The organism is Roseovarius indicus (assembly GCF_008728195.1).
Taxonomy (GTDB): Bacteria; Pseudomonadota; Alphaproteobacteria; order Rhodobacterales; family Rhodobacteraceae; genus Roseovarius; species Roseovarius indicus.
This window is the reverse complement of sequence record NZ_CP031598.1, coordinates 1,366,743-1,392,963: the sequence shown is the minus strand read 5'-3', so window position 1 is coordinate 1,392,963 and position 26,221 is coordinate 1,366,743. Positions and strand designations below refer to the sequence as shown.

The 26,221-nt window shown below is 67.3% G+C and carries 22 protein-coding genes; 8 read left to right on the top strand and 14 right to left on the bottom strand.

Going from position 1 to position 26,221, the window contains the following annotated elements:
• Positions 1-87: 87 nt before the first annotated feature.
• The 6 genes from RIdsm_RS06440 to RIdsm_RS06415 all read right to left on the bottom strand — a co-directional run bounded on the left by RIdsm_RS06440 (position 88) and on the right by RIdsm_RS06415 (position 7,338).
• Positions 88-1,131 carry an NAD-dependent epimerase/dehydratase family protein gene (locus tag RIdsm_RS06440; RefSeq protein WP_057814633.1) on the bottom strand — a complete coding sequence of 348 codons (1,044 nt, stop codon included), beginning with the start codon at positions 1,129-1,131 and terminating at the stop codon, positions 88-90.
• Between the two features lie 78 nt (positions 1,132-1,209).
• Entirely contained in the window at positions 1,210-1,857 is a 648-nt protein-coding gene (locus RIdsm_RS30045; RefSeq protein WP_057814631.1) for a TetR/AcrR family transcriptional regulator, read from the bottom strand.
• A 118-nt stretch (positions 1,858-1,975) separates the two neighbouring features.
• Positions 1,976-4,774: an AMP-binding protein gene (locus tag RIdsm_RS06430; protein WP_057814629.1), complete on the bottom strand. Its 2,799-nt coding sequence runs from the start codon at positions 4,772-4,774 to the stop codon at positions 1,976-1,978.
• Entirely contained in the window at positions 4,771-5,766 is a 996-nt protein-coding gene (locus RIdsm_RS06425; protein ID WP_082647313.1) for a uroporphyrinogen decarboxylase family protein, read from the bottom strand. Before RIdsm_RS06425 ends, RIdsm_RS06430 begins: the two co-directional genes overlap by 4 nt.
• Positions 5,767-5,968: 202 nt before the next feature.
• The gene (yihU, locus tag RIdsm_RS06420; RefSeq protein ID WP_064261390.1) at positions 5,969-6,901 is read right to left on the bottom strand and encodes a sulfolactaldehyde 3-reductase; all 933 of its coding nucleotides are present in this window, start codon (positions 6,899-6,901) and stop codon (positions 5,969-5,971) included.
• Between the two features lie 26 nt (positions 6,902-6,927).
• The gene (locus RIdsm_RS06415) at positions 6,928-7,338 is read right to left on the bottom strand and encodes a carboxymuconolactone decarboxylase family protein (protein WP_057814625.1); all 411 of its coding nucleotides are present in this window, start codon (positions 7,336-7,338) and stop codon (positions 6,928-6,930) included.
• Positions 7,339-7,487: 149 nt separating this feature from the next.
• Between RIdsm_RS06415 and RIdsm_RS06410 the strand changes: the two genes are divergently transcribed.
• From RIdsm_RS06410 to RIdsm_RS06400, 3 genes are read left to right on the top strand one after another with little or no spacing between them, the layout of a single operon-like run.
• The gene (locus RIdsm_RS06410; RefSeq protein ID WP_057814623.1) at positions 7,488-8,309 is read left to right on the top strand and encodes an N-acyl homoserine lactonase family protein; all 822 of its coding nucleotides are present in this window, start codon (positions 7,488-7,490) and stop codon (positions 8,307-8,309) included.
• The gene (locus RIdsm_RS06405; RefSeq protein ID WP_057814621.1) at positions 8,306-9,082 is read left to right on the top strand and encodes an SDR family NAD(P)-dependent oxidoreductase; all 777 of its coding nucleotides are present in this window, start codon (positions 8,306-8,308) and stop codon (positions 9,080-9,082) included. Before RIdsm_RS06410 ends, RIdsm_RS06405 begins: the two co-directional genes overlap by 4 nt.
• 14 nt (positions 9,083-9,096) lie before the next feature.
• On the top strand, positions 9,097-9,876 hold the full coding sequence (locus tag RIdsm_RS06400) for an SDR family NAD(P)-dependent oxidoreductase (protein WP_057814619.1): 780 nt from the start codon (positions 9,097-9,099) through the stop codon (positions 9,874-9,876).
• A 6-nt stretch (positions 9,877-9,882) separates the two neighbouring features.
• On the opposite strand, the gene RIdsm_RS06395 is transcribed toward RIdsm_RS06400, so the two are convergent.
• The 3 genes from RIdsm_RS06395 to RIdsm_RS06385 are packed head-to-tail and all read right to left on the bottom strand — an operon-like array spanning position 9,883 to position 14,192.
• Positions 9,883-11,214, bottom strand: a complete 1,332-nt coding sequence (locus tag RIdsm_RS06395; RefSeq protein ID WP_057814617.1) for an MmgE/PrpD family protein — start codon at positions 11,212-11,214, stop codon at positions 9,883-9,885.
• Positions 11,211-12,101 (bottom strand): NAD(P)-dependent oxidoreductase, encoded by an 891-nt coding sequence (locus tag RIdsm_RS06390; RefSeq protein ID WP_057814615.1) that lies wholly within the window; start codon positions 12,099-12,101, stop codon positions 11,211-11,213. The genes RIdsm_RS06395 and RIdsm_RS06390 overlap by 4 nt, the downstream gene beginning before the upstream one ends.
• A 33-nt stretch (positions 12,102-12,134) precedes the next feature.
• Positions 12,135-14,192: a TRAP transporter large permease gene (locus RIdsm_RS06385; protein ID WP_057814613.1), complete on the bottom strand. Its 2,058-nt coding sequence runs from the start codon at positions 14,190-14,192 to the stop codon at positions 12,135-12,137.
• Positions 14,193-14,367: 175 nt separating this feature from the next.
• Here RIdsm_RS06385 and dctP point away from each other — a divergent pair, with 175 nt between their 5' ends.
• Entirely contained in the window at positions 14,368-15,408 is a 1,041-nt protein-coding gene (gene dctP / locus RIdsm_RS06380) for a TRAP transporter substrate-binding protein DctP (RefSeq protein ID WP_057814612.1), read from the top strand.
• Positions 15,409-15,563: 155 nt separating this feature from the next.
• The gene (locus RIdsm_RS06375) at positions 15,564-16,229 is read left to right on the top strand and encodes a GntR family transcriptional regulator (protein ID WP_064261385.1); all 666 of its coding nucleotides are present in this window, start codon (positions 15,564-15,566) and stop codon (positions 16,227-16,229) included.
• A gap of 16 nt (positions 16,230-16,245) precedes the next feature.
• Here the strand turns inward: RIdsm_RS06375 and RIdsm_RS06370 are convergent, their stop codons facing one another.
• The 5 genes from RIdsm_RS06370 to RIdsm_RS06350 all read right to left on the bottom strand — a co-directional run bounded on the left by RIdsm_RS06370 (position 16,246) and on the right by RIdsm_RS06350 (position 21,614).
• On the bottom strand, positions 16,246-18,681 hold the full coding sequence (locus tag RIdsm_RS06370) for a hypothetical protein (RefSeq protein WP_143100443.1): 2,436 nt from the start codon (positions 18,679-18,681) through the stop codon (positions 16,246-16,248).
• A 14-nt stretch (positions 18,682-18,695) separates the two neighbouring features.
• Complete coding sequence (locus RIdsm_RS06365) at positions 18,696-19,718, bottom strand: thiopeptide-type bacteriocin biosynthesis protein (RefSeq protein WP_057814606.1); 1,023 nt, start codon at positions 19,716-19,718, stop codon at positions 18,696-18,698.
• The gene (locus tag RIdsm_RS06360) at positions 19,715-20,920 is read right to left on the bottom strand and encodes a lanthionine synthetase LanC family protein (protein WP_057814604.1); all 1,206 of its coding nucleotides are present in this window, start codon (positions 20,918-20,920) and stop codon (positions 19,715-19,717) included. The genes RIdsm_RS06365 and RIdsm_RS06360 overlap by 4 nt, the downstream gene beginning before the upstream one ends.
• A 27-nt stretch (positions 20,921-20,947) precedes the next feature.
• Positions 20,948-21,238, bottom strand: a complete 291-nt coding sequence (locus tag RIdsm_RS06355) for a hypothetical protein (RefSeq protein WP_057814602.1) — start codon at positions 21,236-21,238, stop codon at positions 20,948-20,950.
• 85 nt (positions 21,239-21,323) lie between these two features.
• Positions 21,324-21,614, bottom strand: coding sequence for a hypothetical protein (locus RIdsm_RS06350; RefSeq protein WP_057814600.1), 291 nt, complete (start codon positions 21,612-21,614; stop codon positions 21,324-21,326).
• 417 nt (positions 21,615-22,031) lie between these two features.
• Between RIdsm_RS06350 and RIdsm_RS06345 the strand changes: the two genes are divergently transcribed.
• Genes RIdsm_RS06345 through RIdsm_RS06335 form a run of 3 tightly spaced genes read left to right on the top strand, consistent with a single transcriptional unit; the run spans position 22,032 to position 26,134 of the window.
• Positions 22,032-23,804: an AfsR/SARP family transcriptional regulator gene (locus RIdsm_RS06345; protein ID WP_057814598.1), complete on the top strand. Its 1,773-nt coding sequence runs from the start codon at positions 22,032-22,034 to the stop codon at positions 23,802-23,804.
• Positions 23,788-24,714: a phosphatase PAP2 family protein gene (locus RIdsm_RS06340; protein ID WP_236553197.1), complete on the top strand. Its 927-nt coding sequence runs from the start codon at positions 23,788-23,790 to the stop codon at positions 24,712-24,714. The genes RIdsm_RS06345 and RIdsm_RS06340 overlap by 17 nt, the downstream gene beginning before the upstream one ends.
• 4 nt (positions 24,715-24,718) lie before the next feature.
• On the top strand, positions 24,719-26,134 hold the full coding sequence (locus RIdsm_RS06335) for a S8/S53 family peptidase (protein ID WP_057814596.1): 1,416 nt from the start codon (positions 24,719-24,721) through the stop codon (positions 26,132-26,134).
• The last annotated feature ends 87 nt before the right edge of the window (positions 26,135-26,221 follow it).

The window sequence follows — 26,221 nt, the reverse complement described above, 5'->3', positions numbered from 1 at the left end:
GTTCGTCCTCCCTAGATCGAAATGCCCGGGATTATGTCTTATCCTGGCGCGCCCCGGGCGAACGCGCCGTTTCCTCCACCGGACCGCTCAGAAAGCCCCCCGGCGCTCCTCGTAATGGGTGGGTTTGTCGTGGCTCGGCATATCCCGAAGCATCCAGTCGGCGACCCAGTCGATCATCACCGCAAGCGGAACCGACGGATAGCCGAACAGGCGCTGCGCCGCGAGCGTGTTGTTGTACCAGCCATCCGGTTGCACCTCGCCCTCGAAGACCGGCTCCTTGCCGAACCGCTCCCCGAACGCGCGCGCCGCCATGACGACGCTCATATGCTCCGGCCCGCCGACATTCAGCGGGCTCGTGGGCACCGTGGTATGGGCCAGCGCGCCAAGGATCTGGGCAATCGCATCGCCCTGCCAGATGACCGACGCATAACCGGTCCCGATCGGGATCGGCTTGCCGTCGCGCACCCAGCCCGCAATGTCGTGCAGAACGCCATAGCGCATGTCGATGGCATAGTTCAGCCGCGCCAGCCGCCCGGGCGTGTCGTACTTGCGCGAGAAATAGCTGAACATCCGCTCCCGCCCGACACAGCTCGTCGCGTAATCGCCCGTCGGCCCCGGCTCGACCTCTTCGCTGAAACCGCCCTCCGCCACCGGGGCGAACGGATAGACGCACAGCGTCGAGAAGGCGACGATCCGGCTTTCGCGAAACGCCTCGGCAACCGTCGCCGGAACATGCGTGTTCATCGCCCACGCGAAAGACGGGTCGTCATCCGTCCCGAACTTCTTGCCCGCCATGTAGATGACGTTCGCGGCCTTCGGCAGCTCGGCCACCGCCGCGCGGTCAAGCAGGTCACAGGCCACGGTTTCGACGCCCCAGCTGTCCAGCCGGTCACGCACCTCATGGTCCGAGAACCGGGCCACCCCGAAGACCTTCTTGTCCGGCACGGCCCGCTTCGCCATGCGCGCCAGCGTCGGCCCGACCTTGCCGCCCACGCCCAGAACGGCGATGTCGCCCTCCAGCGAGCCGAGCTTGTCGCAAAGCCATTGCGGCGGACGAGACAGCAACTCCTCCAGCGCCTCCTCGTCTTCGATGCTCTCCGGCAGATCGCCGAACCCATAGCCAGATGACATGCTTCCCTCCTCCTTAATTAAGTAAATGCTTAATGAGGGTCGCGATTCCTGTCAAACTTTTTTAAGCTCACGCTTAAATCACCCGGTGTTCTTGAGAAACGAAAGCACCACGTCCACCGCATGCGCCTTGCGCGCGTCAAGGCTTTCGGGGCTGCACAGATCGCGGTGCAGAATGAAGCCCAGCGTGTGCTGGTTCGACAGGTGAAAGTAACTGACCGAGTTGATCGTGATGAACAGCTCGATCGGGTCGACACCGCTCCGGAACACCCCCTTTTCCACGCCGCGCTCCAGCGTGTCGCTGATGAATTCCAGCAGAGGATTATACAGGTTCCTGATCTCGTCAGACTGCGCGATATGCCGGGCCTCGTGCATGTTTTCCGAGTTCAGAAGCCCTATTATATGGTGGTTCTGGCTAAACAGGTCGAAGGTCGACCGCACCAGGTCCGACATCGCCCTTTCCGGGTCGAGCGCCCGAAGGTTCATGTCGTTATGGTGGGTCCGGATGGTCCGATAGGTCGCCTCCATCACCGAAATGAACAGGCTCTCCTTGTTGCCGAAATAGTGGTAGACGAGGTTGATGTTGACGCCCGCGGACTCCGCGATCGCCCCCACGCGCGCCCCGTCGAACCCCTTTGCCGAAAACTCCTCCGTCGCGGCCCCGAGTATGGCCGCCCTCAGATCCGCCGAGTCCTTCCTAGACCGGCCCCGCCTGCGCGCTTGTGTCATCAGCAAACCGTCCCAATTGCGTATATTTAAGTATTCTATTATTTTTCGACGAACACTTAAAGCGTCTTGCTGCGTCCGGCGCCACGCGGCAACCGGTCGCGCCGGCCCCGCTACCGGGTCACCCCAAGATCGGCGCCGACCCCTCAAGCAACGCGAACCAGCCCACGCCTTCCTCGCAAAGGCTGACGACATAGCGGCCCGTCCCATGCCTGTCCGGCGGCAAAGCCACCTCGAAATCGGCGCTCTCCCCGGCCGCGACACGCCGTGGCAGGGGCACGGTAAGGTCCGGCACGCGGGCCGGCCGGGCATCGGCCTCCTCCGGGCCCAGCGCATGTATCGCAATCCCGATCCGGCTCCGAGCGCCCTCGACAAGATCGACCTCGTTCGGGTTACCGACATGCACGACCGTCCGCCCGTCCGGCGCCCCCGCAACCTTCAGAACGACCCGACGCGCGCTTTCCGGCAGCCAGCCAACCTCGCCGGCCCGGTCGATCTCGGCCCGCAACGCCCCGGCAAGCGAGACGACATTCGGCCGGTCGAAGAACTTCCCGTGCGACCCGTCGACCAGGGCGGTCTGCCCGCGGCTCAGGTACCGGTCCCACGCAGCGGTGGGCTCGGCGAACTGGAAAGACGGGTTGTGCAGCCGGCTGTCGCGCCCGAACAGGATCAGCGCGCGCCCGGCATAGGGCACCGGCAGCAGCTTCTCGAGCAGCACGAGCGACGCCGCCCCATGCCCCGACAGTGCCAGCGCATTGGCCATGTAGAACGCAAGCGGCGCGGCCTGGCAATTGCCGCCCACCACCACCCGCTGCGGCAGATCACGCCCCAGGACGATCCCGACATAATGCTCGGCCACCTGCCGCTCCTCGTGCGGCGGCGGCCGGTCGCCGGTGTAAAGCCCGGCCAGCGACCGCATGGCGATCAACGGCTGGTCCGGCCCAAGCGCCGCGGCCAGCGCATTGGCCTCCCTCACCTGGTTGAAACACCACATCAGCGGCATGCGGCTGCCACCGTGATTGTGAAGCCGCACCAGCCCGTCCGGGTCCAGCGCGATGCCGTTCGACCGTGCCATCAGCGACGCCAGCGCATTCAGCCTGTCATCGATCGCCCCGTATCGGGTCAGGCGCCGCTCCGGCGCCGGAACGGCCTGCGCCCAAACGGTGCGCGGGGTCGCCTCCGGCCCGATGGCATCCCTCACCGACACCTTCAGATCCCGTTCCAGCAACAGCTCGAGCTCCAGCAGCTCGAGCGAATCCGCCGACAGCGCCTCAAGCGCCATATCGGCATCGACCGGCCGTTTGAACACCTTCTCCCAAAGGGCCATGTACCCGTCGGGCAGCTCAGCCGCCCCCGCCGGCGCACGCCCCTCGTCGGTCAGCATCGTCCGCATCGCCTTGACGTCGAGCTTGAGATTGCCAAGCCGCGGCAACGCGTTCAGCACGATGACCCGGCTCGGCAGCAACTGCGGCGGAAGCGCCTGCGCCAGCGCATCCCGCAACGCCGCCCCGTCCAGCGCGGCGCCCTCCACGGGCTCGACAAAACCGATCAGGCTGGTCTTGCCCAGCCGCTCCTCGGGAACGATCGCCGCCTCCGCCACGCCACCGATCCGGCGCAGGGCCGCCTCGGTCTCCGCCGGCTCGATCCGGTACCCCCGGATCTTGATCTGCCGGTCGGCTCGCCCGAGAAACTCCAGCAATCCGTCCGGGCGCTCACGGCCAAGATCGCCGGGCTGGAAACACCGCCATCCCGGCCGTCCCGGATCGGGCCGGAACGTCTCCCGCGTCAGCGCCTCGTCCTTCCAGTACCCCCGCGCGATATACGGGCTGCAAACGCGGATCTGCCCGATCTCACCGTCCGCCATCCCCTGCCCGGCCTCGTCGACCAGCCGCATCTCCCGATCCTCGACCGGAAAACCGACGGGCACCAGTTCCCCCTCCGGCACGAAATTCCGTGGCACGATCCAGTGCCGGTAAAGCGTCGCGCATTCGGTCGAGCCGATGCCGGTATAGATCTCGCACGCCTCCGGCAGGCTCGCGCGCGCCGCCAGAAGATCCTGCGTCAGAAAACGGTCGCCGGCCGTGTAGAAAACCCGCGCCTCCGGGCAGATCGGCCCATCGGCCACGCGGGCCAGGCTGCGCAGCACCGGCGGCATCGCGTGCAGAAGGGTCACCCGCCGATCGGTCAGGCTCCGCAGAACGGCCCTCAGCCCCTCGCGCCGCAGGTCCGACATGCAAAGCGTCGCCCCGTTCAGCACAGAGCCGTAGATGTCACGCAGGGCCCCGTTCACGCAGGGCGAATACAAAAGGCTGTGGCGGTCCGCATGGCCGGGCTGCACCACCTGCGAATACTGCAGGATATCGTGCAGCAGCCCCCGCTGATCCTGCCAGACCCCCTTCGGCGCCCCGGTCGAGCCGGAGGTATAGATCACGTAGGCGGCAGCCTCCGGGCGGGCCTCGAACCGGCCCGCGCCGGACGCCTCCAGCACATCCATCGACGTCACGCTCTCCACCGCCGACCCCTCGACCCCGGCCAGCGCCGCCAAATCCTCGGCCACGTGACCGATGACAAGCCCGGCGCCGCTGTGCCGCACCACGCGCGCCAAGTGATCCGCCGGATAGGCCGGATCGAGCGGCACGTAAGGCCGCCCCGCCATCAGGGCCCCCAGCATCGCCGCCACCACGTGCCGGTTCGTCCGCATGCACAGCGCCACCGGCTCTCCCGGCGCCACATGCCGCGAGATGAAAGCCCCGTAGCGGCCGGCCAGGTCCTGAAGCTCGGCATAGGTCACGGTGCGGCTGTCGTCGATGATCGCTGGCCGGTCGGCACAGGCCCCGGCCACCTGCGCGAACCGGCTCGGCAAGGGATGCTCCAGATCCGCCATCGACAGCGGCGGAACGAGAACCTCGCGCACGTTCATTGCACATATCCCCGCGCGGCCGAGATCGCGGCCATGACATTGCGCTCCGGCGTCGCCTGCACCAAGGCGCACCCGGCGCCCAGCGTGAAGTTCCGGCCCTCCATGCGCCCGATCAAGCGCCTTGTCTCGCGGGCCACCTCGTCGCCCTCCATCACCGCCAGCCGCGACGGGCTCATGCCCCCGGCCAGCAACGCATCGGCCCGCGCCCGCCGCCCCTCGTCCAGCGCCGGGTTGGCGTCGAAGGAAAAGTGAACGGTCGTCTCCGGATAGGCATCCAGCAGGTCGGCGGGTATCCCGTTGCCGTGCAGATGCACGAAATTCAGACTGTCCCGGCCGGTCGTCGACAGGCAGGACAGGGTCTCCGGCAAACCGATCTCGAAAAAGCTCGCCTCCCGGTCCGTCTCCTGTCCGGCATGCTGAACGGCCAGGAAGATCCCGTCGACCCCGGCTTCCATGAACCGCTCGATCGTGCGCCGTGTCCGCGCCGTCAGCGCCTCCAGCGCGGGGGCGATCTTTTCAGGGCACTCGCGGCAATGCGCCGGCCAATGGTCGCCCGCCAGCACGCGAAGCTGGAACAGCGGGTCGAACACCGTTTGCAGGACCGGAATATGCCCCGGCACCCGCGCCCGGATCATCCGTGCCGCCTGCAGATGCTCCGACAGGTGCGTCTCGCGTGCCATGCTCTCGGCAAGGCGGTCAAAATCCTCTGCCTGCCGCAAAATAGGCGGCCCGAAATCCCGCCGCCCGATGGGGTCGTTGTTCCAACTGTCGGTCTGGCCCAGGTCGCGCAGCTGGAAACTCGACGCCGGGGTGATCTTGACAAGGTCACACCCGAACCGGTCCTGGAAGGCACAGGTCGCGTCGGCAAGCGTCTCGGCCCGCTGATCCGCCACGGGGTGATGCGTCCAGAACGCCACAGGCGTCGCGCCGCCCGGCACGGCCCCGTGCCTGGCCTGCTCGACCTTCTCCATGTAGTGGTCTCTTGCCGACATGACCCGTGCGTACCACTAGTGGTAGTGTTCGACAATTCAGAACTCACGGCGGGAGAGCAAGAACCGGAAACCGCTCTTCTCGCATCGGGCTTCCGCTAAATCCGTACCCCGCATCCCCACTATCACCGCCACCAGATCGCCCCACACGCAAAACGGCGCCGCCAGTACCTGACGGCGCCGTCTCAACACTCCTGCCGAGCGTTCAGTCCTTCTTGAACGGGTCGTACTCTTCGTCGCCGCTCGCGTCATAGGGGATCGCCTCGGGCAGCCCCGCCAGACCGCGCAACGTCGGGTAGACGGCGGTGTAATCCTGCCGCCCCCGGCCCTCGGCCCGGACGATCGAATAGGTCTGCAACGCCGCCGCCCCCATATAGGTCGGCACGTTGGTGCTCTCCGCCAGCCGGATCGCCAGCCCAAGGTCCTTGTGCGCCAGGTCCGACGGGAAACCGGCCAGCAGATCGCCCTTCAGAACCTTGTTCGGATAGGTCACCTTCATATGCCCGATCCCGGCGATGGTGCCCCGCATCACGTCCAGCGCCAGCCGGATATCCAGCCCCGATGCCTCGGCCAGCGTCAGCGCCTCCGCCGTCAGCGCATTGAGCGACACGCCCATGAAGTTGTTGATGATCTTCACCCGCGAGCCATTGCCGATCGCGCCGCAGTCGATCGTCTCGTTGCCCATGCATTCGAACGCCGGCCGCGCCTTTTCCTTGTCGGCCTCCGACCCGCTCGCCAGGATCAGCAGCGCCCCGCGCTTGGCTTCCAGCGCCGACCGGCCCACCGGCGCATCGACCATCGCCATGCGCCCCGCAAGCCGGGCACTGATCGCATCGGTCTCCTCGGGCAGGATGGTCGACATGTTGACCAGCACCGTCTCGGCGCCCGCACCCTCGAGAATGCCGGTCTCGCCAAAGATCGCCGCCTCGACATGCTCCGCCTTCGGCAGCATCGTCACCACCAGGTCGGCGCCCTCGGCTGCCGCCGCGCCCGATGCCCCGGCCGTGCCGCCCGCCTTTTCAAGCTCCGCCAGCGCATCCGCCGACAGGTCGAACCCGGTGACGTCATGCCCTCCCTTGACCAGGTTCATCGCCATGGGAAGCCCCATCGCACCAAGCCCCACGAAACCTATCTTCATCGTCATCCTCCTTGACAGCGGGGCGTTCAGCCCTCGGAACTCTCTTCGTCGATAGACTTGAACGTCTCGACCACCACGCGCATCGAATCCAGCGCCGCCGGCACACCGCAATAGATCCCGGCCTGAAGCACCGCCTCGCCCACTTCCTCGCGGGTCATCCCGTTGTTCAGCGCCCCGCGCACGTGCAGCTTCAGCTCATCCTTCCGGTTCAGCGCCATCAGCATCCCGAGATTCAGAATCGAGCGCGCCCGCCGGTCGAGGCCGGGCCGCGTCCACACATCCCCCCAGCAATATTCCGTCACCAGCTTCTGCAGCGGGGCGGTAAAATCGGTCGCCGCATTCAAAGAGCGTTCGACATACTCCTCGCCAACCACCTCTTTTCGCACTTCCAGCCCCTTCTGGAACTGCTCGGTCTCAAACTCTGGCCGCATGGTCATATGCTCTCCTTCCATTTTGTCGGGCTGTATGACGAAATTACATCGCATTGCCCGATGGCGTCAACGATTGTATTACGGTCTTATCATCATTGCTCATCTTTCCGCTCTGCGATAGCATCCGCCCGCAAGACGGAGGAAGGGAGCGAGCCTTGGAACCATTTGAACTTTTCGCAATCAAGTACGGCCGCCACGAGGGCCGCACGGGGGCCGACAATTTCATCGGCGGCGACGACCTGCACGAGGCCAGCTCGCCCCTCGATTACTTCGTCTGGGTCGCCAAGCGCTCCGACCGCTGCTTCGTGATCGACACCGGCTTCAACGCCCGCGCCTCCAAGGAACGCGGCCGCACCTTGCTGCGCACGCCCGCCCAGGGCCTGGCCGAGCTCGGCATCGACGCGGCCCAGGTCGACGAGGTCATCCTCAGCCACCTGCATTTCGACCACGCCGGCGGGCTCGACGATTTCCCCAAGGCCCGCTTCCACCTGCAAGACAGCGAGATGGCCTTCGCCACCGGCCGCTGCATGTGCGACAGCTTCCTGCGCCACCCGTTCGATGTCGAAGACGTGGTGGGAATGGTCCGGCTGGTCTACGCCGACCGCGCGGTCTTCCACGACGGGTACCGCGAAATCGTGCCGGGCCTCTCGCTGCACCATGTCGGCGGCCATTCCGCCGGGCTGCAAATGGCCCGGGTCTGGACAAAACGGGGCTGGGTCGTCATCGCCTCCGACGCCTCGCACCTTTACGAGAACTTCCTCAAGGCGCGCCCCTTCCCCTTCGTCTACCGCGTCGACGAACTGCTGAAGGGCTACAAGTCCGCCCTCGACCTCGCCGACAGCGCCGATCACGTCATCCCCGGCCACGACCCCCTCGTCATGAGCCTCTACCCGCCCGTCACCGACGCGCTCGACGGCATCGCCGTCCGGCTCGACGTGGCGCCCCGCCCCCACCCCGTTTCCGGAGGGCCGGCATGACCCAACACCACGCCCTCGTCACCGGCGCCACCAGCGGCCTCGGCCTCGCCATCGCACGCGCTCTCGCGGCATCCGGCGCCGCCGTCACACTGACCGGCATCCTCAGCCAGGAAGACGGCGACGCCGTCGCCACCTCGCTGGCAGAAGAGACAGGCAGCACCGTCACCTACGACCCCGCCGACCTGCGCTCCCGCTCGGAAACCGAAACCCTTGTCGACCGCGCCTCCGCCCGCGCCCCCGTCGACATCGTGGTCAACAACGCCGTCCTGCGCCACTTCAAGCCGGTCGAAGACTGCGACCCCGACGAATGGGATGCCTCCCTCGCGGTCAACCTGACCGCCGCCTTCAACTTCGCCCGCCTCTGCGTGCCGGCGATGAAACAACAGGGCTGGGGCCGCATTCTCAACGTCGCGTCGATCTACGGCACCAAGGGCGCCGCCAACCGCATCGACTACGTCACCACCAAGGCCGGACTTATCGGCATGACCCGCGCCCTCGCGCTGGAACTGGCCCAGACCGGCATCACCTGCAACGCCATCTCCCCCGGCACCGTCCTCTCCGAACCGATCGAGGACCGCATCGCCGGACAGGCGCGCGACGCCGGCATCACTCTGGACGAGGCGAAGCAGACCTACCTCGCCACCCGCAACCCCAACGGCCGCTTCGTCGACCTCGCGGCCGTCGGCGCCGCCGCCACCTTCCTGTGCAGCGATGCGGCCGCAGACATCAACGGGGCCGACCTGCCGATCGACGGCGGCTGGTCCGTGGCGTGAAAGGAGACCATTCCATGCGACTGAACGGCAAGACATGCCTCGTGACCGGCGCCGCCGGCGGTATCGGATCGGCCCTGACCAAGCTCTTCCTCTCGCAGGGCGCGCAGGTCATCGCCACCGATCTCGACCTCGCCGCCCTCGAAACCAAGTTCGCGGACGCGAAGACCGACACCCTCCACCTGCGCGCGCTCGACATCACCGACCCCACCGCCATCGCGGCGCTCAACGACAGCCTCGAGGCCGAAAACCTCCCCATCAACGTGCTCGTCAACAACGCCGCCGCCATCCGCATCGGCGCCCTGCTCGACGCCTCGCCCGAGGATCTCGATCTCGTCTACCGGGTGAACATGCGCGGCACGATGATGATGATGCAGGGATTCATGCCCGGCATGATCGCCCGCGGCGGCGGCACCATCCTCAACATGGCCTCGCTCGCCGGGGTGCACGCCATGTACGAACGCTTCGCCTACGGCGCCTCCAAGGCGGCCATCGTGATGATGACCCGCTCGGTCGCCGTCGATTACGTGGCAAAAGGCATCCGCGCCAACTGCATCTGCGCGGCCCGGGTCGAGACACCCTTCATCCGCTCCTACCTCACGGAATACTACCCCGACGAGGTCGAAGAACGGTTCGAGGCGCTCTCGAAATACCAGCCCACCGGCCGGATGATCACCGCCGACGAGGTGGCCCAGATGGCCGTCTATCTCTGCGCCGAGGAATCCGCGATGGTCAACGGACAGGCCTTCACCATCGACGGCGGTGTGACGGCGGGCGATCGCGCGCCCGCCACCTGAACACGCTCAGCCCGGGCGGACGAGCCGCAAGATCGGCGCGGCATCGTCGGCCCGGTCAAGCCCCAGCACCGCCTCGGCAATCGCCACCGGGTCGCACCCCGACCCGCCCAGCGCCACAAGGTCCGCCAGCTTCTGCTGCAACCGCTCCGTCGACAGCGGCCGCCCGAGGTCGCCCTCGGCCACGTCCACCGTCTCCGTGCGCGTCCCGCCATCCGCCAGCGCCACGTCCACGCGGGCCGCGCCCACCGGATAGCTCTCGTCCTGCACCACCACGACCTTCGCCCGCAGCTCTGTCAGCGCCGCATCCGCCACGGCCGCGTCGGAAAACTCCGGCAACCCGGCCGCCGCCCGGCCAAAACAGGCCGCAACCGCATGCTGCGCACTCACCTGCGCCGTCCGCCCGCTTTCCGGCGAGGGCCGGTCGGCCCGCTCGGCCAGCAGCGGGTGCCCCGTCACCGTCACCGACGCAATCTCGCCCGGCGCGTGGCTCTTGCCCCCGCCCAGCGTCAGCGCCGCCTCGATCACCGGGTTCAGCACCACGCCACAGGGGTAAGGCTTATAGGTGATCCGCATCAGTTCCCACTTGCCACCAATGAGCGGCATCGCCTGCTCGAAATCCGGCGCATCAGACGTCACCCGCAGAAACCCCCGCGGCCCTTCCAGCGGCGCCGCCGGGCCCGAAAGCCCGTCCTTCGCCAGCCAGGCCGCCAGCAGCCCGCCGCGCGCGGCCCCGCCGACACCCACGCTTTTCGCCATGTAGCCCAGCGTTTCCACCAGCCCCGACGATTGCGCCGAGGCCGACCCGAACGCATCCACCATCTGCCCGGCCGTCAGCCCGAGGATACGCCCCGCCGCGGCCGCCGCCCCGAACACCCCGCAGGTGCCGGTGATATGCCAGCCCCGCCGGTAATGCCCCGGCGACACCGCGTTGGCGACCCGGCATTCCACCTCGACGCCCACCGCATAGGCCTCCAGAAACGCCCGCCCGCTCACCGTCTGCTGCGCCGCCAGCGACAGCAGCACCGGCAGCACCGGCGCCGTCGAATGCAGAATCGTGCCGGGATGCGTGTCATCGAAATCATGCACGTTGATCGCCATCGCGTTCAGGAAGGCCGCCGTCAGCGGCCCCGCCTCCTGGTCGCGCGCAATCAGGCCCACGCCCTGGCCCGGCTCCAGCCGGTCGAGCGTCGCCTGCGCGATGCGCACCGCGTCATCCTCCGCACCGGCAATCCCGGTGGCCAGCCCGTTCAGGATCGAGCGCTTGGCTTCCTCCCGAACAGGCTCGGGCACCTCGGCCGTCGCGGCAAACTCTGCAAGCGCCCGGGTGACCTCGGTCAAGAGGCCTGCTCCACGTTGGCCAGCCGCTCGACCGACTTGATCAGCTCGGTCAGGTCCGCGTCGGGCCCCTGCTGCGTATGCGCGATGCCCATCAGCATCTTCGCCGCGCTGCCCACGATCATCGGCACGCCAAGCGCCTCGCTTTCCGCGATGCACAGCCGAACGTCCTTCGCCGACAGCCCCAGCGCAAAGCCGAAATCGAATTTCCGGCTCAGCACGTATTTCGGGATCTTGTCTTCGCTGGCATTCGACCGCCCGCTGCCCTGGTTGACCACGTTCATCAGCGTCTCACCCGAAACGCCCGCCTTTTCGGCCAGCACGATACCTTCCGACGCAATCGCCAGCGCCGTCACCGACATCAGGTTGTTGATCACCTTGATCAGCTGCGCCTGCCCGGCTTCCTGCCCCACATGGGTCACCTTGCCAAAGAGCTTCAGGATCGGCTCGACCTCGGCGAAAAGCTCGTCGGTACAGGCCGTCATCAGCGTCAGGCTGCCCTTCTCGGCCCCGGCCACACCGCCGCTCACCGGCGAGTCGACACAGCCAAGCCCGTCGGCCTTCAGCCCCTCTGCCAGCGCCCTTGCCGCGGTCGGGCCGGTCGTCGACAGGTCGATCACCGCCCGCGCCTTCGACCCTTTCGAAATCCCCTCGGCCCCGGTCGCGGCCTCGGTCACGACATCCGGCGTCGGCAGCGACATCAGGATCAGTTCCGCTTCGTCGCCCACGGCCTTGGGGCTTTCCGCGGCCTTGGCCCCCTTGGCGACCAGCGCCTCGACGGCCGATTTGTTCGGGTCGAACACGGTCAGGTCATAGCCCGCGTCCAGTAGATGTCCGGCCATGGGTTTGCCCATACGACCGATTCCGACAAAGCCAAGCTTGAGGCTCATTCCGATAACTCCTTGGTAGTGGTTATTTTAATGTCAGCCTTCCATCTGCTCTGGCAGCCAGAGCACGATGTCAGGGAAGAAGTAGAGCAGCACCAGCATCGACAGCATCACCAGGATGAAGGGAATGACGCCCAGCGTAATATCCCTGAGCGACACGTCTCCCAGCCCTCGCAGGATAAACAGCACGATGCCGACCGGTGGTGTGATCAGGCCGATCTCGACCAGCAGCACCAGCACCACGCCGAACCAGATCGGGTCGAAGCCCAGCGCCACGACGATCGGGAAGGTCACCGACAGCGTCATCAGCATCATCGAGATCGACTCGATCAGCGTGCCCATCAGCAGGTAGAACACCGCCAGCAGCAGCATCACCAGCCACGGCTGCAACTCGGCCTCCGTCACCGTGCTGACCAGCTCGCGCGGCAGCCGCAGGAAATCGAACACCCAGGAAAAGATCGACGCGCCCACCACGATCAGCATGATGAAGGCGGTCACTTTCACCGTGTCGGTCAGCGCGTGATAGATATCCATCGGCGCGGCCCGCCCGGCCGCAACACAGATCGCAAAGGCGGCGACCGCCCCGACAGCCCCGGCTTCCGTGGGCGTGGCGATCCCGAAATAGAGCGACCCCAGCACCGCCGCGATCAGCACGAGGAACGGCAGAACGCCCAGCGTCGACCGGAACTTCTCGCCCATGGAATACCGCTCGCCCTCCGGCACCGCCTCTTTCGACAGGTAGGACCAGATCAAGATGGTCAGCGCGAAAAGACAGGCCAGCACCAGACCGGGCACAACGCCCGCAACGAACAGCACGGTGATCGGCGCGCCGACCGTGTTGCCGTAGATGATCATCGCGATGCTCGGCGGCACAAGGATACCCAGCGTCGAGCCGGCCGCGACCACACCATAGGTCAGGCGCCGGCTGTAACCGCGTGAATTGAGCTCCGGCGCGGCCACCCGGCCCAGCGTCGCCGCCGTCGCCAGGCTCGACCCCGACACCGCCGCGAAGATCGCCGACGACCCGATCGCGGCATGGCCCAGCCCGCCGCGCGCCCGCCCGAACCAGCAGACCAGCATGTCGAACAGCCGCACCGTGACCCCGCTATGCACCAGCAGCGTGCCCATCAGCACGAAGGCCGGCACGGCGGTCAGCGTGAACGAGTTGATGCTCGTCCAGGACCGGTCCGCCAGGATCGGCAGCTGCGGGTTGTTCAGCGTGAAGGCCAGCCCCATCAGCCCGACCATCCCAAGCGTGCCACCGACCGGAACCCCAAGCAGCAGAAGGCCAAGCAGCGAGACCGTCATCAGCACGCCGGTGAACACAAGCGAGGCGTCCTGCGCATAGGAAAAGAGCACCGCCATCACCACCAGCAGCCCGAGAAGGATGCCGGCAATCCGCGCCCCGCTCCACAGGGCGGCAATCAGCAGGATCGCGGCCGTGATGACCAGCGTCGCCATATCCACCGGCAGCCAGTCGAACGGGAACCAGTCCCGCCGCCCGATCAGCGCAAGCGCCCCGATCGCCGCCAGCACGATCGCCGGCGCCGCCCAGATCCGCGCCTCGGTCTTCGGGGCGCGCTCATCGAACGCCGTCTGTAGAATCGAGAAGAAGAACAGCGCATAACCGATCACGACAGGCGTTTCGGGAATCCACTGCGGCGTCGCCAGAAGCCCCCAGTCGCGCGTGCCGTTGATGAATTCCGACACCGTGAAACAGAACATCTCCCAGCCGCTCAGCGCCACCAGCACCAGCAGCAGCCAGTCCCCCAGCAGCATCAGCAGCGTGCGGGTCTCGTCCTTGACGGAATCGAGCAGCACTTCCACCCGGATATGCGCGCCCTTCGTCTGGGCCACGCCCATCCCGAAAAACACCATGGCAACAAAGGAATACACGCTGATCTCGGCGACCCAGCTGGTCGGCGCGTTGAACACCGACCGCATGACGACCTCGTAAAAAACGATCAGCGTCATGAACAGAAGCGTCATCGCCGCCAGAAGACCTGCAAGCTGTGTCAGACCCCGAACCGACGCAATGAACAGGTTACCGTCGGAGCCCCCCTGCGGGACGCTCAGCGTAGTGTCGTTGCTCATGAGATTCCTCATCCTCCGTAGCCGTCGACGCGCTCCCACGCCGCTCCCTTGGCTTGAACCGTATCAGGGCGAAGGTTGACAAGCAACATTTTGTATTATCGTATGCTCCTACCACGATCGCACGATTCCGGATCCTTTCGATCGCGGCGAAATTCCACTTTTTGGGAGGAACTCAATGACCATTTCACTTAAATCCACGGCGCGCGGCGTGATGGGCGCAGCGGCCCTGGGCCTGTCCCTCACGGCTGGCCAAGCCGTTGCACAGGAACCAGAATTCGACTTCACGATGGCTGTCATCGTGTCGCCCGGTGACGTCTACACCGCACTCACCCAGGGCATTCCAGAGCGAATCGACGAAGCCACCGACGGCCGCGTTCAAATCACCGTGAGCGACTCTCTCGTCGCCTCGAATCAAGTCGCCGGCGCCGTCCGCGACGGCCGCGTGCCGATGTCCGCCGCTCTGCACACCTACATCTCCGCCGAAGATCCGCGCATGGGCATCTTCAACCTGCCCGGCCTCATCAACGGCATCGACGACTATGTCGAGGTGCGCGAGGCGTTCTGGCGCGAAGACGTCAAGAACATCTGGAAAGAGAACTGGAACGCCGAGATGCTGGCCGACGGCGCCTGGTGCCCGACCGCCCTCTTCTCCAAGGAACCGATCCACGAGGTCGCCGATTTCGAAGGCAAGCGCATCCGGATCCACAACCCGCAAAGCGCCGCCCTGATGAGCTCGCTCGGCGCCAAGCCGATCCCGATGCCCACCTCCGAAGTCACCCCGGCACTCGAGCGCGGCGTCATCGACGGCGTCTTCACCTCCATGTGCGTCGGCGCCGCGATGGAACTGCCCCGCGTCGCACCCCACGTGCAGGACTGGGCAATCTCGCCGATCACCGGCTGGGTCATCCTCGTGAACGCCGACACCTGGGCCGAACTGCCCGAAGACGTGCGCGGCCAGATCAGCCAGGCGATGGCCGAGCTCGAGGAAGAAGCCTTCGGCACCTACCAGACCTACATCGACACGGCCAAAGAGAAATTCGCCGAACTCGGCTCCGAACTCTGGGTCGCCCCGAAAGAGCTTCAGGAAGAAGTCAGCTCCGAGCAATACTCGGCCGCGGCCTTCGAAGGCTGGTACGACCGCGCCGAGGAAATCGGTGTCGACGGCCAGGCCTATGTCGAGCAGATCCGCGAAGCGCTCGGCCGCGAAGGCTCCTGACCCGACGTCGTGCAACGTCTTGAAAAAAGCGGGATCCCCTGTGGGTTGCAGGGGTTCCCGTCTACGCAGAGATTGCCTATGCTCTGTCAGGTCAGAAACGTAAGGCTGCCATCGTGACGACAGGTAAATCAGCCGATCCGAATACGGAATTCCGGGTGGAACGCGTTGCCGCGCCCCTGCGGATTCAGGTGATCGAAGCCATCCGCAACGCCATCGTCGCGGGGCGCTTCTCGCCCGGCGAACGGCTTCTCGAACGCCGCCTGTGCGAAATGGTCGGCGTCAGCCGCACCCTGATCCGCGAAGCGCTCCGTCAGCTCGAATCCGAGGGTCTGATCGACGTCGTCCCGCATCGCGGCCCGGTCGTCGCCAAGATCGAATCCTCGATGGCCCGCGACATCTACATGGTCCGCTCCGAACTCGAAGGGCTCGCCGCCGCCATCTTCGCCGAACGCGCCACCGAAGACGACCTGCAGGCCCTGCGCGAAGCCTATGAAGGGCTCAAGGCCATCTCCGGCTCGAGCGACCCGGTCGTCCGCGTCGCCGCCAAGAACCGTTTCTACGAGAAACTGATCGAAGGCTCCGGCAACAAGGCCCTCGGGCCCAGCCTGAACTTCCTCAATTCCCGCATCCTCCTGCTGCGCGCCACCTCGCTGAAGGCCGGCGGCCGGCTCGACAAATCCATCGAGGAACTCGGCGAACTGCTCGAAGCCCTCGAAGCCCGCGACCCCGAGCGCGCCAAGAAGGCCGCGCAGGCCCATGTCGCCAAGGCCGCCGAGATCTCGCTGAAATTCCTGGCCGAGGCCGAGGCGAAGGAAGCCTGACCAGCCCGGCGCATCTTCACCACTTCAGCTCCGCCGCCGCCCCTTCCGCCAACGCACCCGGCCCCCGCCCCAGCGGATACCGGACCAGCGCACAGGCCGCATGCGTGCCCAGCGCGCTCTTCACAAGGCTCGTCGTCTCGTCCGGCGTCATCGCGATCGCCAGCAGGTCCGGCGCGGTCTCGGCCACCTCCTCGATCTTCCGCGGGCTCAGCGGGTCATCCAGATCACACACCTCCGGCCGCAGCCCCGGCCCCGGCGACAGGAACACGAAACGCGGCACGCCCCGGTCCCGCCTCAGCCGCGCCAGCCCGCGCATCTTGTCCAGCAGCCCGTCTTCCGGCGCCCAATGCTCCTCCGGCCGCAACCGCCACTGCGCACAGGACACCACCAGCCCGCTTTCCGTCTGAACGGGCGGCGCCGACGCCGCCTCCGGAAATGCATCCAGCACCCGGTGCAACCGCCGCGACGACACCCGCATGAATGGCGGCGCCGCGTTCAGCATCTGGTTGGTCAGAACGTCCCAGGGCGGCAGCGGCAGCCGGGTCGCGTGGTACATCGCGAAAATCCGTTCCCCGTCGCAGGTCAGCCGCTGCCCCCGCGCCGTCCGCTCGATGCCGAACCGCTCGAGCGACAGGAACTCCATGCCCGCCGTCTCCGACTGAAAGTAGCTTCCGCAATCCGGGTCGCCCGTCCAGCGGTCCAGGTAACGCGGCCGGATCACCGCGTTGGCGGCCCCCAGGGAAAGCGGCGGAAACAGCAGCTCGACGAACCGGATGCCATGATCGCCCTGAAGGGCCGTCAGGAACTCCTCGTAAAACGCCTTCTGCGGCAGGTCATGGCCCAGCCGCTCCGCCGCCCAAAGAAACCGCGCATCCATCGACCCGGCGACGAAGCTTTCGTCGAAGACCCCACAGAACCCGGCCGCCGGCCCGGCCAGCCTGACCATCGCGTCCCTCGGCCAGACCGGCGCCGCACCGCCGCCCTCCAGCAACGCCCCCGGCAGCGTGATTGGCCCCGCCCCGCCAAGGCGCGACCCGATATGCCCGTGCAGCCGCGCATAGGCGCCCTGCCTCGACGACGGCAACGGCCAGTCGCAGGCCCGGAACGCCGCAGGCGTCCCACCGCTCGGCACCGGCGCGCCACCTGCGCGCTCCTCCTTCAGAAGCCGCGCCCGGACCACCGACAAAAGCGGCACGCTCCCGCTCGCAGCCCGCGCATCCCCCGGCCCCGCCTGCCCGGCCCGATCGCCCTCGATCAAGGCCGACAGCCGCGCCACATCCGCCATTCCCGCCTGCACCCGTTCAAGCTGGTCAGCACTCACCGCCCCCTCGATCCCGGTATAGACATCCGTGAAACTATGCGGCCGAGCCCGGATATGCGCTGGCGCCGAAAGCCGCCCCGGCGCGGCCCACCCGCTCAAGCTCTGCCCGGCCTGCGGACAGGCCTGCACCACCCCCTTCTCCAGCAGATGAGCCAGGAACGCCGGCAGGATCTCCGTCTCTTCCGGCGTCACGGCACCATCCATCCGCCCGGCAATCTCCTTCGCCGACAGCACGTGCCCTTCCATCGCCTCCAGCACGCGCCCCAGGAAATCGCTGCGCCGCAGGCTGATCTCCGACACCTTCGCCGGGTTCGCCCAGCCCGAGACGCAAAAGCCTATCCGCTCCCCGTCCCGCCAGTTGAGCGGCGACAGCATCAGCGGCACGTCGTCCCCCTCCGCCCAATCCTCGCTCGCCCGCCGCCGCAGGTCATGGAAGTTCACCGCATGGCTTGCCGCCTTTCGCGCGGCTACGACCAGCGGGCCCGTCGGGCCACCCTGAACAGCCGCAAACCCTGCATAAGTGTACCACCCGCGCGGCACCGTCCGGAACGTCCCCCTTTGCAGGATCGTCTTGAGATACTTCGCCCGGTGCCGCCCCCGCTTGCCGCTCCAGAACCCGGCCTCCTCCGCCCCCTCCGAACACAGCCCGAAGAACGCCGCATCATGTTCCCTCACCAGCGCCGCCAGCGCCGGCGCCCCCGCGATCCGCGCCCAGACCTCCGGCAGCACCGCCTCGGCCCCCGCCTCCAACCTTGCCGCGATCTCGTCCAGCAGCCCGTCGCGCCTCGCCAGCGCCCCGAACACCCCCTCGATCTCCGCCGCCAGCGGCGCAGCCCGCTCCGCCAGCCAGCCCAGCGTCTCGCCATCCACCGGCTGCGGCGGCGCCCGCCGCGCCACCCGCCGGCGCAGCGTGCCCAGCTTCTTGGTCTCCTCCCGGCTCCAGCCACCGGCATTGACCACGTCATCAAGCGCCGCAACCGCCGCCTCCGCCGCCCTCTCCAGCCCGGCCCGGCACGCCTCGTGCTCCAGCAACAGCCCATGCAGATCGGGCGGCACCGCCTCCCGGTACAGCTCCAGCGGCACCGCACAAACCCGCATCATCACGCAGGTCGCCACGGCCGTGTCAGACACAACATGCATATCCTTCATTCCATCACCTGTCGGCTGGCCAGCGTTTCCGCCACGATGATCTGCCGCTCCAGCGGCAGCCCCGCGCGGTTGAAAAAGAAGATCGTGTAAAGCGCCGCGGCCGACCGCACCCCGGTCCCGGCCCGCCCCGCATCGAAACACTCGGCCTTCCAGTCCGCCGCCAGCTTCACCAGCCGCGCCCCGGCCCGTTCCGTCCGCGCCCGCGTCCGCGCATCGAGCGCGCGCAACACCCCGCCCGGCTCCGACCACAGCCGCAGGATCGTCGCCCCGACCTCGCCCAGCGCACTGCCATCCGCGTCGAACCCCGCCGGAAACGCCCGCCCGGTGCGCGACCGCACCTTCTCCCAGACGTCGATATCCTCCCAGTCGACCACGCCCAGCCCCGAGAACACGTACCGCAACAGGATCAGCGCCACCTCCAGCGTCCGCTCCCCCTGCTCGGGCCTGGCGTGATGCGCCAGCCAGAACCCGCTATCCTCCGAGAACAGCCCGTGCACATGCCGCATCGACCCCGCCCCGCCAAAGAGAGTGGTCTCCGGCTCGTAGATCTCCTCCCGCACATCCGAAACGAGACCCGCCTCGCGCCAGCCCCTGGCCGCGTCCGCCATCTCGAAGCCCAGCGCCCCGGCATCCGTCAGCGCCGCCTGCACCCGAAGCCGAAGCCCCGGCGGCTTGTGCATGAAGAACGCCGCCCGCACCTGGAACCGCCCACGCAGCCGCGCCGGCAGCTTTTCAACCTCCCGGTACAGCGCCGCTCGCATCCCCGGGCAGGGGCTCAGCCCAAGCTGAACCCAGCCGTCGTTCTCGTAGAACTGCGCCACCGCCGCCATCCCGGCCTCGCGGAACACGCAGCGCGCCAGCGCCAGCCGCGCCTCGTCCGGCGCACCGTTCAGCACGGCCCTTTCGGCCTCGGCCCCCATCAGCGTCGCGATATGGTTCAACGCCAGCGTTTCGTTCTTCAGCGACAGCACGGGCTCGTCCCGCGGATCGCACAGGAAATTCGTCATCTGATGTGTCATCTCAATCCCAGCGCCGACAGCCAGTCGCGCCGCCCTCCTTGAATGGTGAAAATCGCCGACAGGATGCCGCTCGCCCCGCTCAGCATGGTGGGGTTGGCGACCATCATCGCCGGCACATCGCCCAGCCGGGGCTCGACAAGCTCCCGCGTCGCCCCGCGCAACGCCTCGGCCGGGGCAAACCCCGCATGCCGCACGAAGGCATCGGCGATCAGCATGATCCCCGCCGCCCCATGACAGATGGCCAGCCGTTCCAGCGGGTCCCGATCCAGGTGAAAGGCCGGGTCGAACCGGCTGGCATAGGCATGGAAGGTTTCCAGCGCAAAGCTCCGGAACGCCGGGCGGTCCAGCACATCCCCCGCCTCCCAGATCACCCAGGCATTCGCCGGCGCGCCATAGCACCACGCCTCGCGATGGCTCGCCGGGGCCGGGTCCGGCAACCCGGCCTCAGAACCGGGCGCCCATGTCGTCAGCCCCCGCCGGTCACGATGCGCCTGCGCGATCAGCCACCCGGTCGCCCGCTCCAGCGCCATGTAAACCCGCTCATCCTCCGGCGCATAACGCCGGATATACCCGCTCAGCGCCGCAATCACCCCGGGCACCCCGTGGGCCAGCCCAAGGTTCACCCGGCCAAGGTTCCACCGCCTTTGCGCATCCGCCCCGCACCCGTCCGGCCGCAGCCCGGCAAGGTCCTCCGCCTCCAGCAGACCCACCAAATGCGCCACCACCGGCGCCAGTTGCTCCGCCTCGACCGCCCCGTCGGGCAGCATCGACAGCAACAGCCCCGCCGGCCCCGTCACCAGGTCGTAATCGTACCAGTCCCTGACCGGCCGGGCCCAGCCGGCCCGGCGGCTCGCCAGAAGCAGCTCGTCGCGCAACCGGGCATGTGTTCGTTTCATAACGGCCTGGTCAGGCAGCCCGGCACGGGAGAGATGCCAAAGCCCCATGACCAGGCCCGCGTGACCGGCGAAGACGGAAAACGGGCCGGGAGGCGCCGGTATCCGCTCCAACCAGGCCGCGCTGGTCGTCTCGAGCTGGCCCGCCTCAAGCCTGGCATGATCGGCCAGCACCATGGGCCCCGGGTCCCACGGCATGTCCCGCGACTGGGGCGTCGCGGCGAAAAGGTGCAGTGCCTCGCGCGCCAGGCGCGCGGCGCTATCGTGTGTCTCCTGCGGCGGCAGCGCCGCCCCGGTTTCGGTCAGCATCTGTTCTCTCCCTGTGATTGGTCCGGCTTACGACTTGCCCGGCCCCTGCGGCCCGCCCGGATCGCCCGGATCGCCGACAAGGTCATCGGGGCCGAACACCCCGCCCACCTCGTCATTGCACCCGTCGGTACAGCCATTGGTGCAGCCGTTGGTGCAGCCATAGGTGCAATCGCCTGTCGGGTCGGGGCAGCTTCCGGTGCAACCCCCGGTGCAGCCATGGGTGCGGGCTTCCGAAACGAGGCCCTGCACAAGCTGAAGGTTGCGGATCTGCAGTTCGAGATTGGTCAGCTGCATTTCGAGCAGATGTATCTTTTTCATGGGACGTCCCCGTTCGGTTGAGGGTGACAGGAAATCTCCGCGGGATAGGCCCGACGGCACCGCCGCCGGGCCGGGCCGCCGGGGCTTACCGCTTCGCGAGGCTGTTGAAGAGGTTCACGCCGCGCGCGACCTCGCCCTGGTCCACGACCGTGGTGGCCACCTCGACATCGAGCTCGGGTTCCTGCGTGACACAGGTCCCGGTGCAGCCCTTGGTGCAGCCGATGGTACAGGCGGCGGTGCACTCGTTCGTGCAGCTGCCGGCGCTGAAATTCGCCAGCGAGCCGATCTTGTCGATCACCGAAGGGTTCACGCCGCGAATGCGGCCTTCGAGTTCTGCGATTTTCGCTTCGAGAGCGGCAACTTTGGTATCAGCCATGGGTCTTCTCCTGATGAGGTTTCAAATGTGCCGTCGCGCCGGGGCCGCGTGGTTTGCGGCCATCCGACCGCCCGGCTGAGTACAAACCTGCCGAAATTGACGTTAGGGAAAGGTTAGGCATTTACCGACGCACCGATACACGCCATACGGGTGTAAAAGTGAAAGGGTTTCAGCTTCTTGGTGTGGGGGTGTCCGCGGGCCAACAGACGGAAAACCGGCGCATAACGCCCGGCAGGCGCCGCGCCTAACGCTCCCATAACGCCAGATTACCAAGGATGATTCGCAGTTGAACAGGAGTGACTGCGAGTGAGTTCGGCAGCGGTTTCAAAGGTCTACGGTCGGTTTCCCGGTTTTGCCATTATTTCGTGCTCAAGTTGTGTCGCACTCCGATTCTCAGACCGACGAAAGGGTCGTTCCGTGACACTGGTCCAGGACATCGACGCATCGCAGGCCGCGAACGACCGGCCGCCGCGGCTGCGCATGTACCTCCTCGGGCCCTTCGCGCTTACCGACACCCGGTTCGGCCGCATCACGCCCAAGGGCCAGAAGGCGCAGGGCCTTCTCGCCCTGCTGGCGCTGGCCCCCCGCAACGAACGCACCCGCGTCTGGCTCCGCGACCGGCTCTGGAGCGGCAGCAACCAGAAACGCGCCGCCACCAACCTCCGCCAGACCGTCTTCGAGCTGAAACGCGACCTGGGCGAACTGATCGACGATATCCTCGTCATCGACAGCAAGACCATCAGCCTGCGGGCCGACACGCTCTGGGTCGATGCCTGGGCGCTCGACGACACCCCCGGCCTCTACGGCAAACTGGCGCTCAACCCCGACACCCAGCTTCTCGAAGGCATGGATATCGCCGACGAGGAATTCGAGGACTGGCTCCGCACGGAGCGCACCCTCTGGACCGACAAGCTCACCCGGATGGCGGAAACCTCGCCCCGCACCCCCGCCTCGGGCCTGGCCCTGCCCGCCCGGCCGGATCCGCAGCCCTTGCTGCAACGCATGGCGCCCCCCAACCCCTCGAAACTCTGCATCGGCTACCTGCCCAGCATCCAGCACGGCTGCGACGACAGCACCATGTACCTGGCCGATTTCATCCTCGAGGGCATCGCCCGCAACCTCAAGGAGCTCGAACCCGTCAACATCTACGACTTCCGCAACGCCACCTTGCCCAGCGACACGCTCACCGGCGCCGTCGAGGTCGAATATTACGTCCGCCTGCGCACGCTCCAGATCGGCGAGGCGATGACCTTCACCTTCTTCCTCTACCGCGCGCCCAACATGATCCTCGAATGGTCCCAGTCCATCCAGGCCCAGCGCCGCGACGTGATCGAGGACGATTTCGGCCTCATGCACGGCTTCATCTCGCAGAATGTCGACCGCCTCGCCCGGTTCCTCTTCGAACGCCGCGGCACCCCCGGCGGCCAGCCGCCCCCGCCGCAACAGGTGGCCTACACCGCCCTCAACCTCATGTTCCGCCTCGACGACAACGCGCTCGACAACGCCCAGACCCTCCTCGACGCGGCCCAGGACATCTCCCCCGACCCGATCTACCCGGCCCTGAAATGCTACGGCCTCTCCTTCAAGCTGGGCGAAAACGTCGGCCAGCTCGCCTCGGGCGAGGCCGAGGAAACCCGCGCCCTCGTCCGCGAGGTGCTCCAGGGCAACCCCTTCAACAGCATCACGCTCGCCAGCCTCGGCCACGTGCTGGGCTACGGCTTCGGCGATCACGCGGCCGCCGCCACCCTGCTGAACAGGGCGGTCGAGCTGAACCCCACCCAGGCCTTCGTCTGGGATCACTACGCGCTCCACAAGCTCTACACCGGCGAGATCGACGCCGCCTATGACGCCGCCCGCCGCGCCGTCCGGCTGGGCGCGTACAGCCCGCTGCGCTTCGGCTTCGACACCACGCTCTGCATGACCGCCATGCTCAAGGGCGAGCTGGGCCAGGCCGTCACCTCCGGCCGCGCCGCCCTCACCCGCCAGCCGCGCTTCTCGGCGGCGATGCGATACCTCACCGCAACCTACGGCCTGCAGAACCGCCCGGAAGAGGCGCGCGGCATCTACGACCGGTTGCTCATCGAAGATCCGGATTTCAGCGACCCGGAGATCCGCCGCAAGCGGTTCCGCGTCCTGCACCGGGAAACCGAAGACCAGATACTCAGGGGGCTGAATGTTTGTGGATTATGATCAGGAACTGAACACCGCCGGGCTGCTTCAGCGGCACCGGCTCGTGGTAACCGCCGCAGGGCTGGCCCTCGAAGGCCGGGCCGATGCGCCACAGGCCGACCCGGCCGCCGCCGGCGGCCCCGCGGCCGGCGCGGGCGGCGCCCTTGGCAGCCTTCTGGCACTGAACCGGAACCGCAACAGGAACCGGAACCGCAATCGGAACCGAAACCGCAATCGCAACAGGAATCGCAACCGCAACCGCGACGCCGGCAACCTCGACACCGATGGCGGCCTCGGCATCCTCGAGCCCTGGGAAGAACGGCAGGCGCTCTACGAGATCCTCGGTGAATGGGATGGCCTGCCCCTGCAACCGCCCCCCACGATGGAACAGCTGCGCCACGAATGCATCGACCTTCTGGTCAAGCAGCACCTGCGCACCCAGTCCGAGGCCGCCACCCGCCGCGACGAGATCTTCCGCGAAGCCAGCCTCGAGCTCTCAGGCTACCTCCGCCCCCTCGGCATCGAGGAATACGGCGGCTACGGCGCCACGGTCGCGCTTTTCCTCACCGTGCTCGCCCTCACCGACGAGATCGGCCTGCGCTTCAAGGACCGGTTCAGCCTCCTGCGCCCGAACCAGGCCGAACCGAGGCTCAGGCCCTGCCTGCCCAACCCCGCGCACGCCTCCTATCCAAGCAACCATTCGTTCCAGTCCTTCTCGATCGCCTTCATCTTCTCGCGCATGCTTCCCGAACACCCGGGCAGCGCCGAGCTTTTCCACAGCGCCCGGCGGATCGCCGAGAACCGCGAATGGGCCGGGGTGCACTACGCCTCCGACTCCCGCGCCGGCTACGAACTCGCCCGGATGATCGCGCCGGTGCTCGAAAAAGTCCTCCGCAAGCAGATGCTCGCCGCCTACCAGGAATGGATCTGAGACCATGACCAAACCCGAAACACACCCCGATTACGACGCGCTCTGGCATCTCGTGGCCCTCGGCATCCTGACGCCCGATCACGCGCCCAACGGCTGGCAGGTCGCACCCGACGCCCCGCGCCCCACCCGCGTGGCGGTGATCGACACTTCCGTCGCGGCCGACCACCCCAACCTGCGCCCCGCCATCAACCGCGACCTCGCGCTCGACCTCTTCTCGACACGCCTCGGCGCCTTCCCCTATCGCGACGGTACCGCCAGGATCGGCGCCCTCGACCTCAACGCCGGCACGCCCGTCGTCGATGGCCTGCCCCGCGCCTCCGAGCTGCTGGCCGAGATGGTCGACCGGCTGTCGCATGACGGCACCGCCTGGCTCGACGGCATCCAGCCGATGACGGGGGCCGACTTCTCTTCTCACGGCACGGCCATCTGCGGCCTTGTCGGCGCCCGGCCCGCCATCGCCCGCGCCGCCGACGGCTACCCAAGCCCCGTCCCCGGTCACGACAACGTCCCCCTGCCCTATGCCGGCGTCGACCCGCATTGCGAGATCGTCCCGATCTCGACCAACTACAATCCCGACCCCGAGCAGCTCATCCTCGCCCTGCTCTATGCCGAGCTGATCGACGCCGATGTCGTCCTGATCCCCCGCACCATCTCCGACCCCAGCCGCACCGTGCCCGAGCTCAACCGGATGATCAGCGACCATGCCCTGCGCGACCTCGTGGCCCCCACCGCCATCACCCCGGCCGAGCTCGAGATGTGGGAAGAACTCGCCACGCTTCTGGTGCAGGTCTCGCATCAGCGCCCCATCGTCTGCGCCGCCGGCAACAGCAACGAGGAGCACGGCATCTACCCCGCCAACCTCGCCTCCGAACATAACGGCATCATCTCGGTCGGCGCGATCAACGCCAAGGGTGTCGGCAGCAGCTATTCCGACACCCGCCACGTCACGCTCTGCGGGCCAAGCGATGACGGCGAAACCTACGACCGGGGCGAAATCCGCCTCGATCCGCACCGCGCAGATCAGACCTTGCCCGCCCATGCCTCGGCTGCCTCGAACGAGAAATTCTCCGCCTTCGACATCATCAGCACCGACGTGCCGGGCATCTACGGCTATGCTGGCGGCCCGTTCCTGGGCGACGAGCCGGAAATCGGCCTGCGCGAATTCGGCTCCTATTTCTGCCGCTTCGGCGGCACCTCCGCCGCCTCGGCCATCGTCGCGGGGGTCCTGTCGCTGGCCCGCTCCACGGGCCGCCTGTCTCCCGACGCCGACGGGATCGAGGCCAAGAGCTTCCTGCTCACCTTGGGCGTCAAGGTCTCGCGCGCCGGTCAGGAAATCACCGTTCCGGCCTGGAACGGCGAGCTGTCCTTTCCCGACAGCCCGGCGCCCGCCGAAACCCCGCCGGCAACCGCCCCGGCCTGAACGGGCCCGGCGCACCGCCCGCGCGGTGCGTTAACCCGCCTCGCGTCGGGAAAAAACACCGACGTAATACCGACGTTATACCGACGC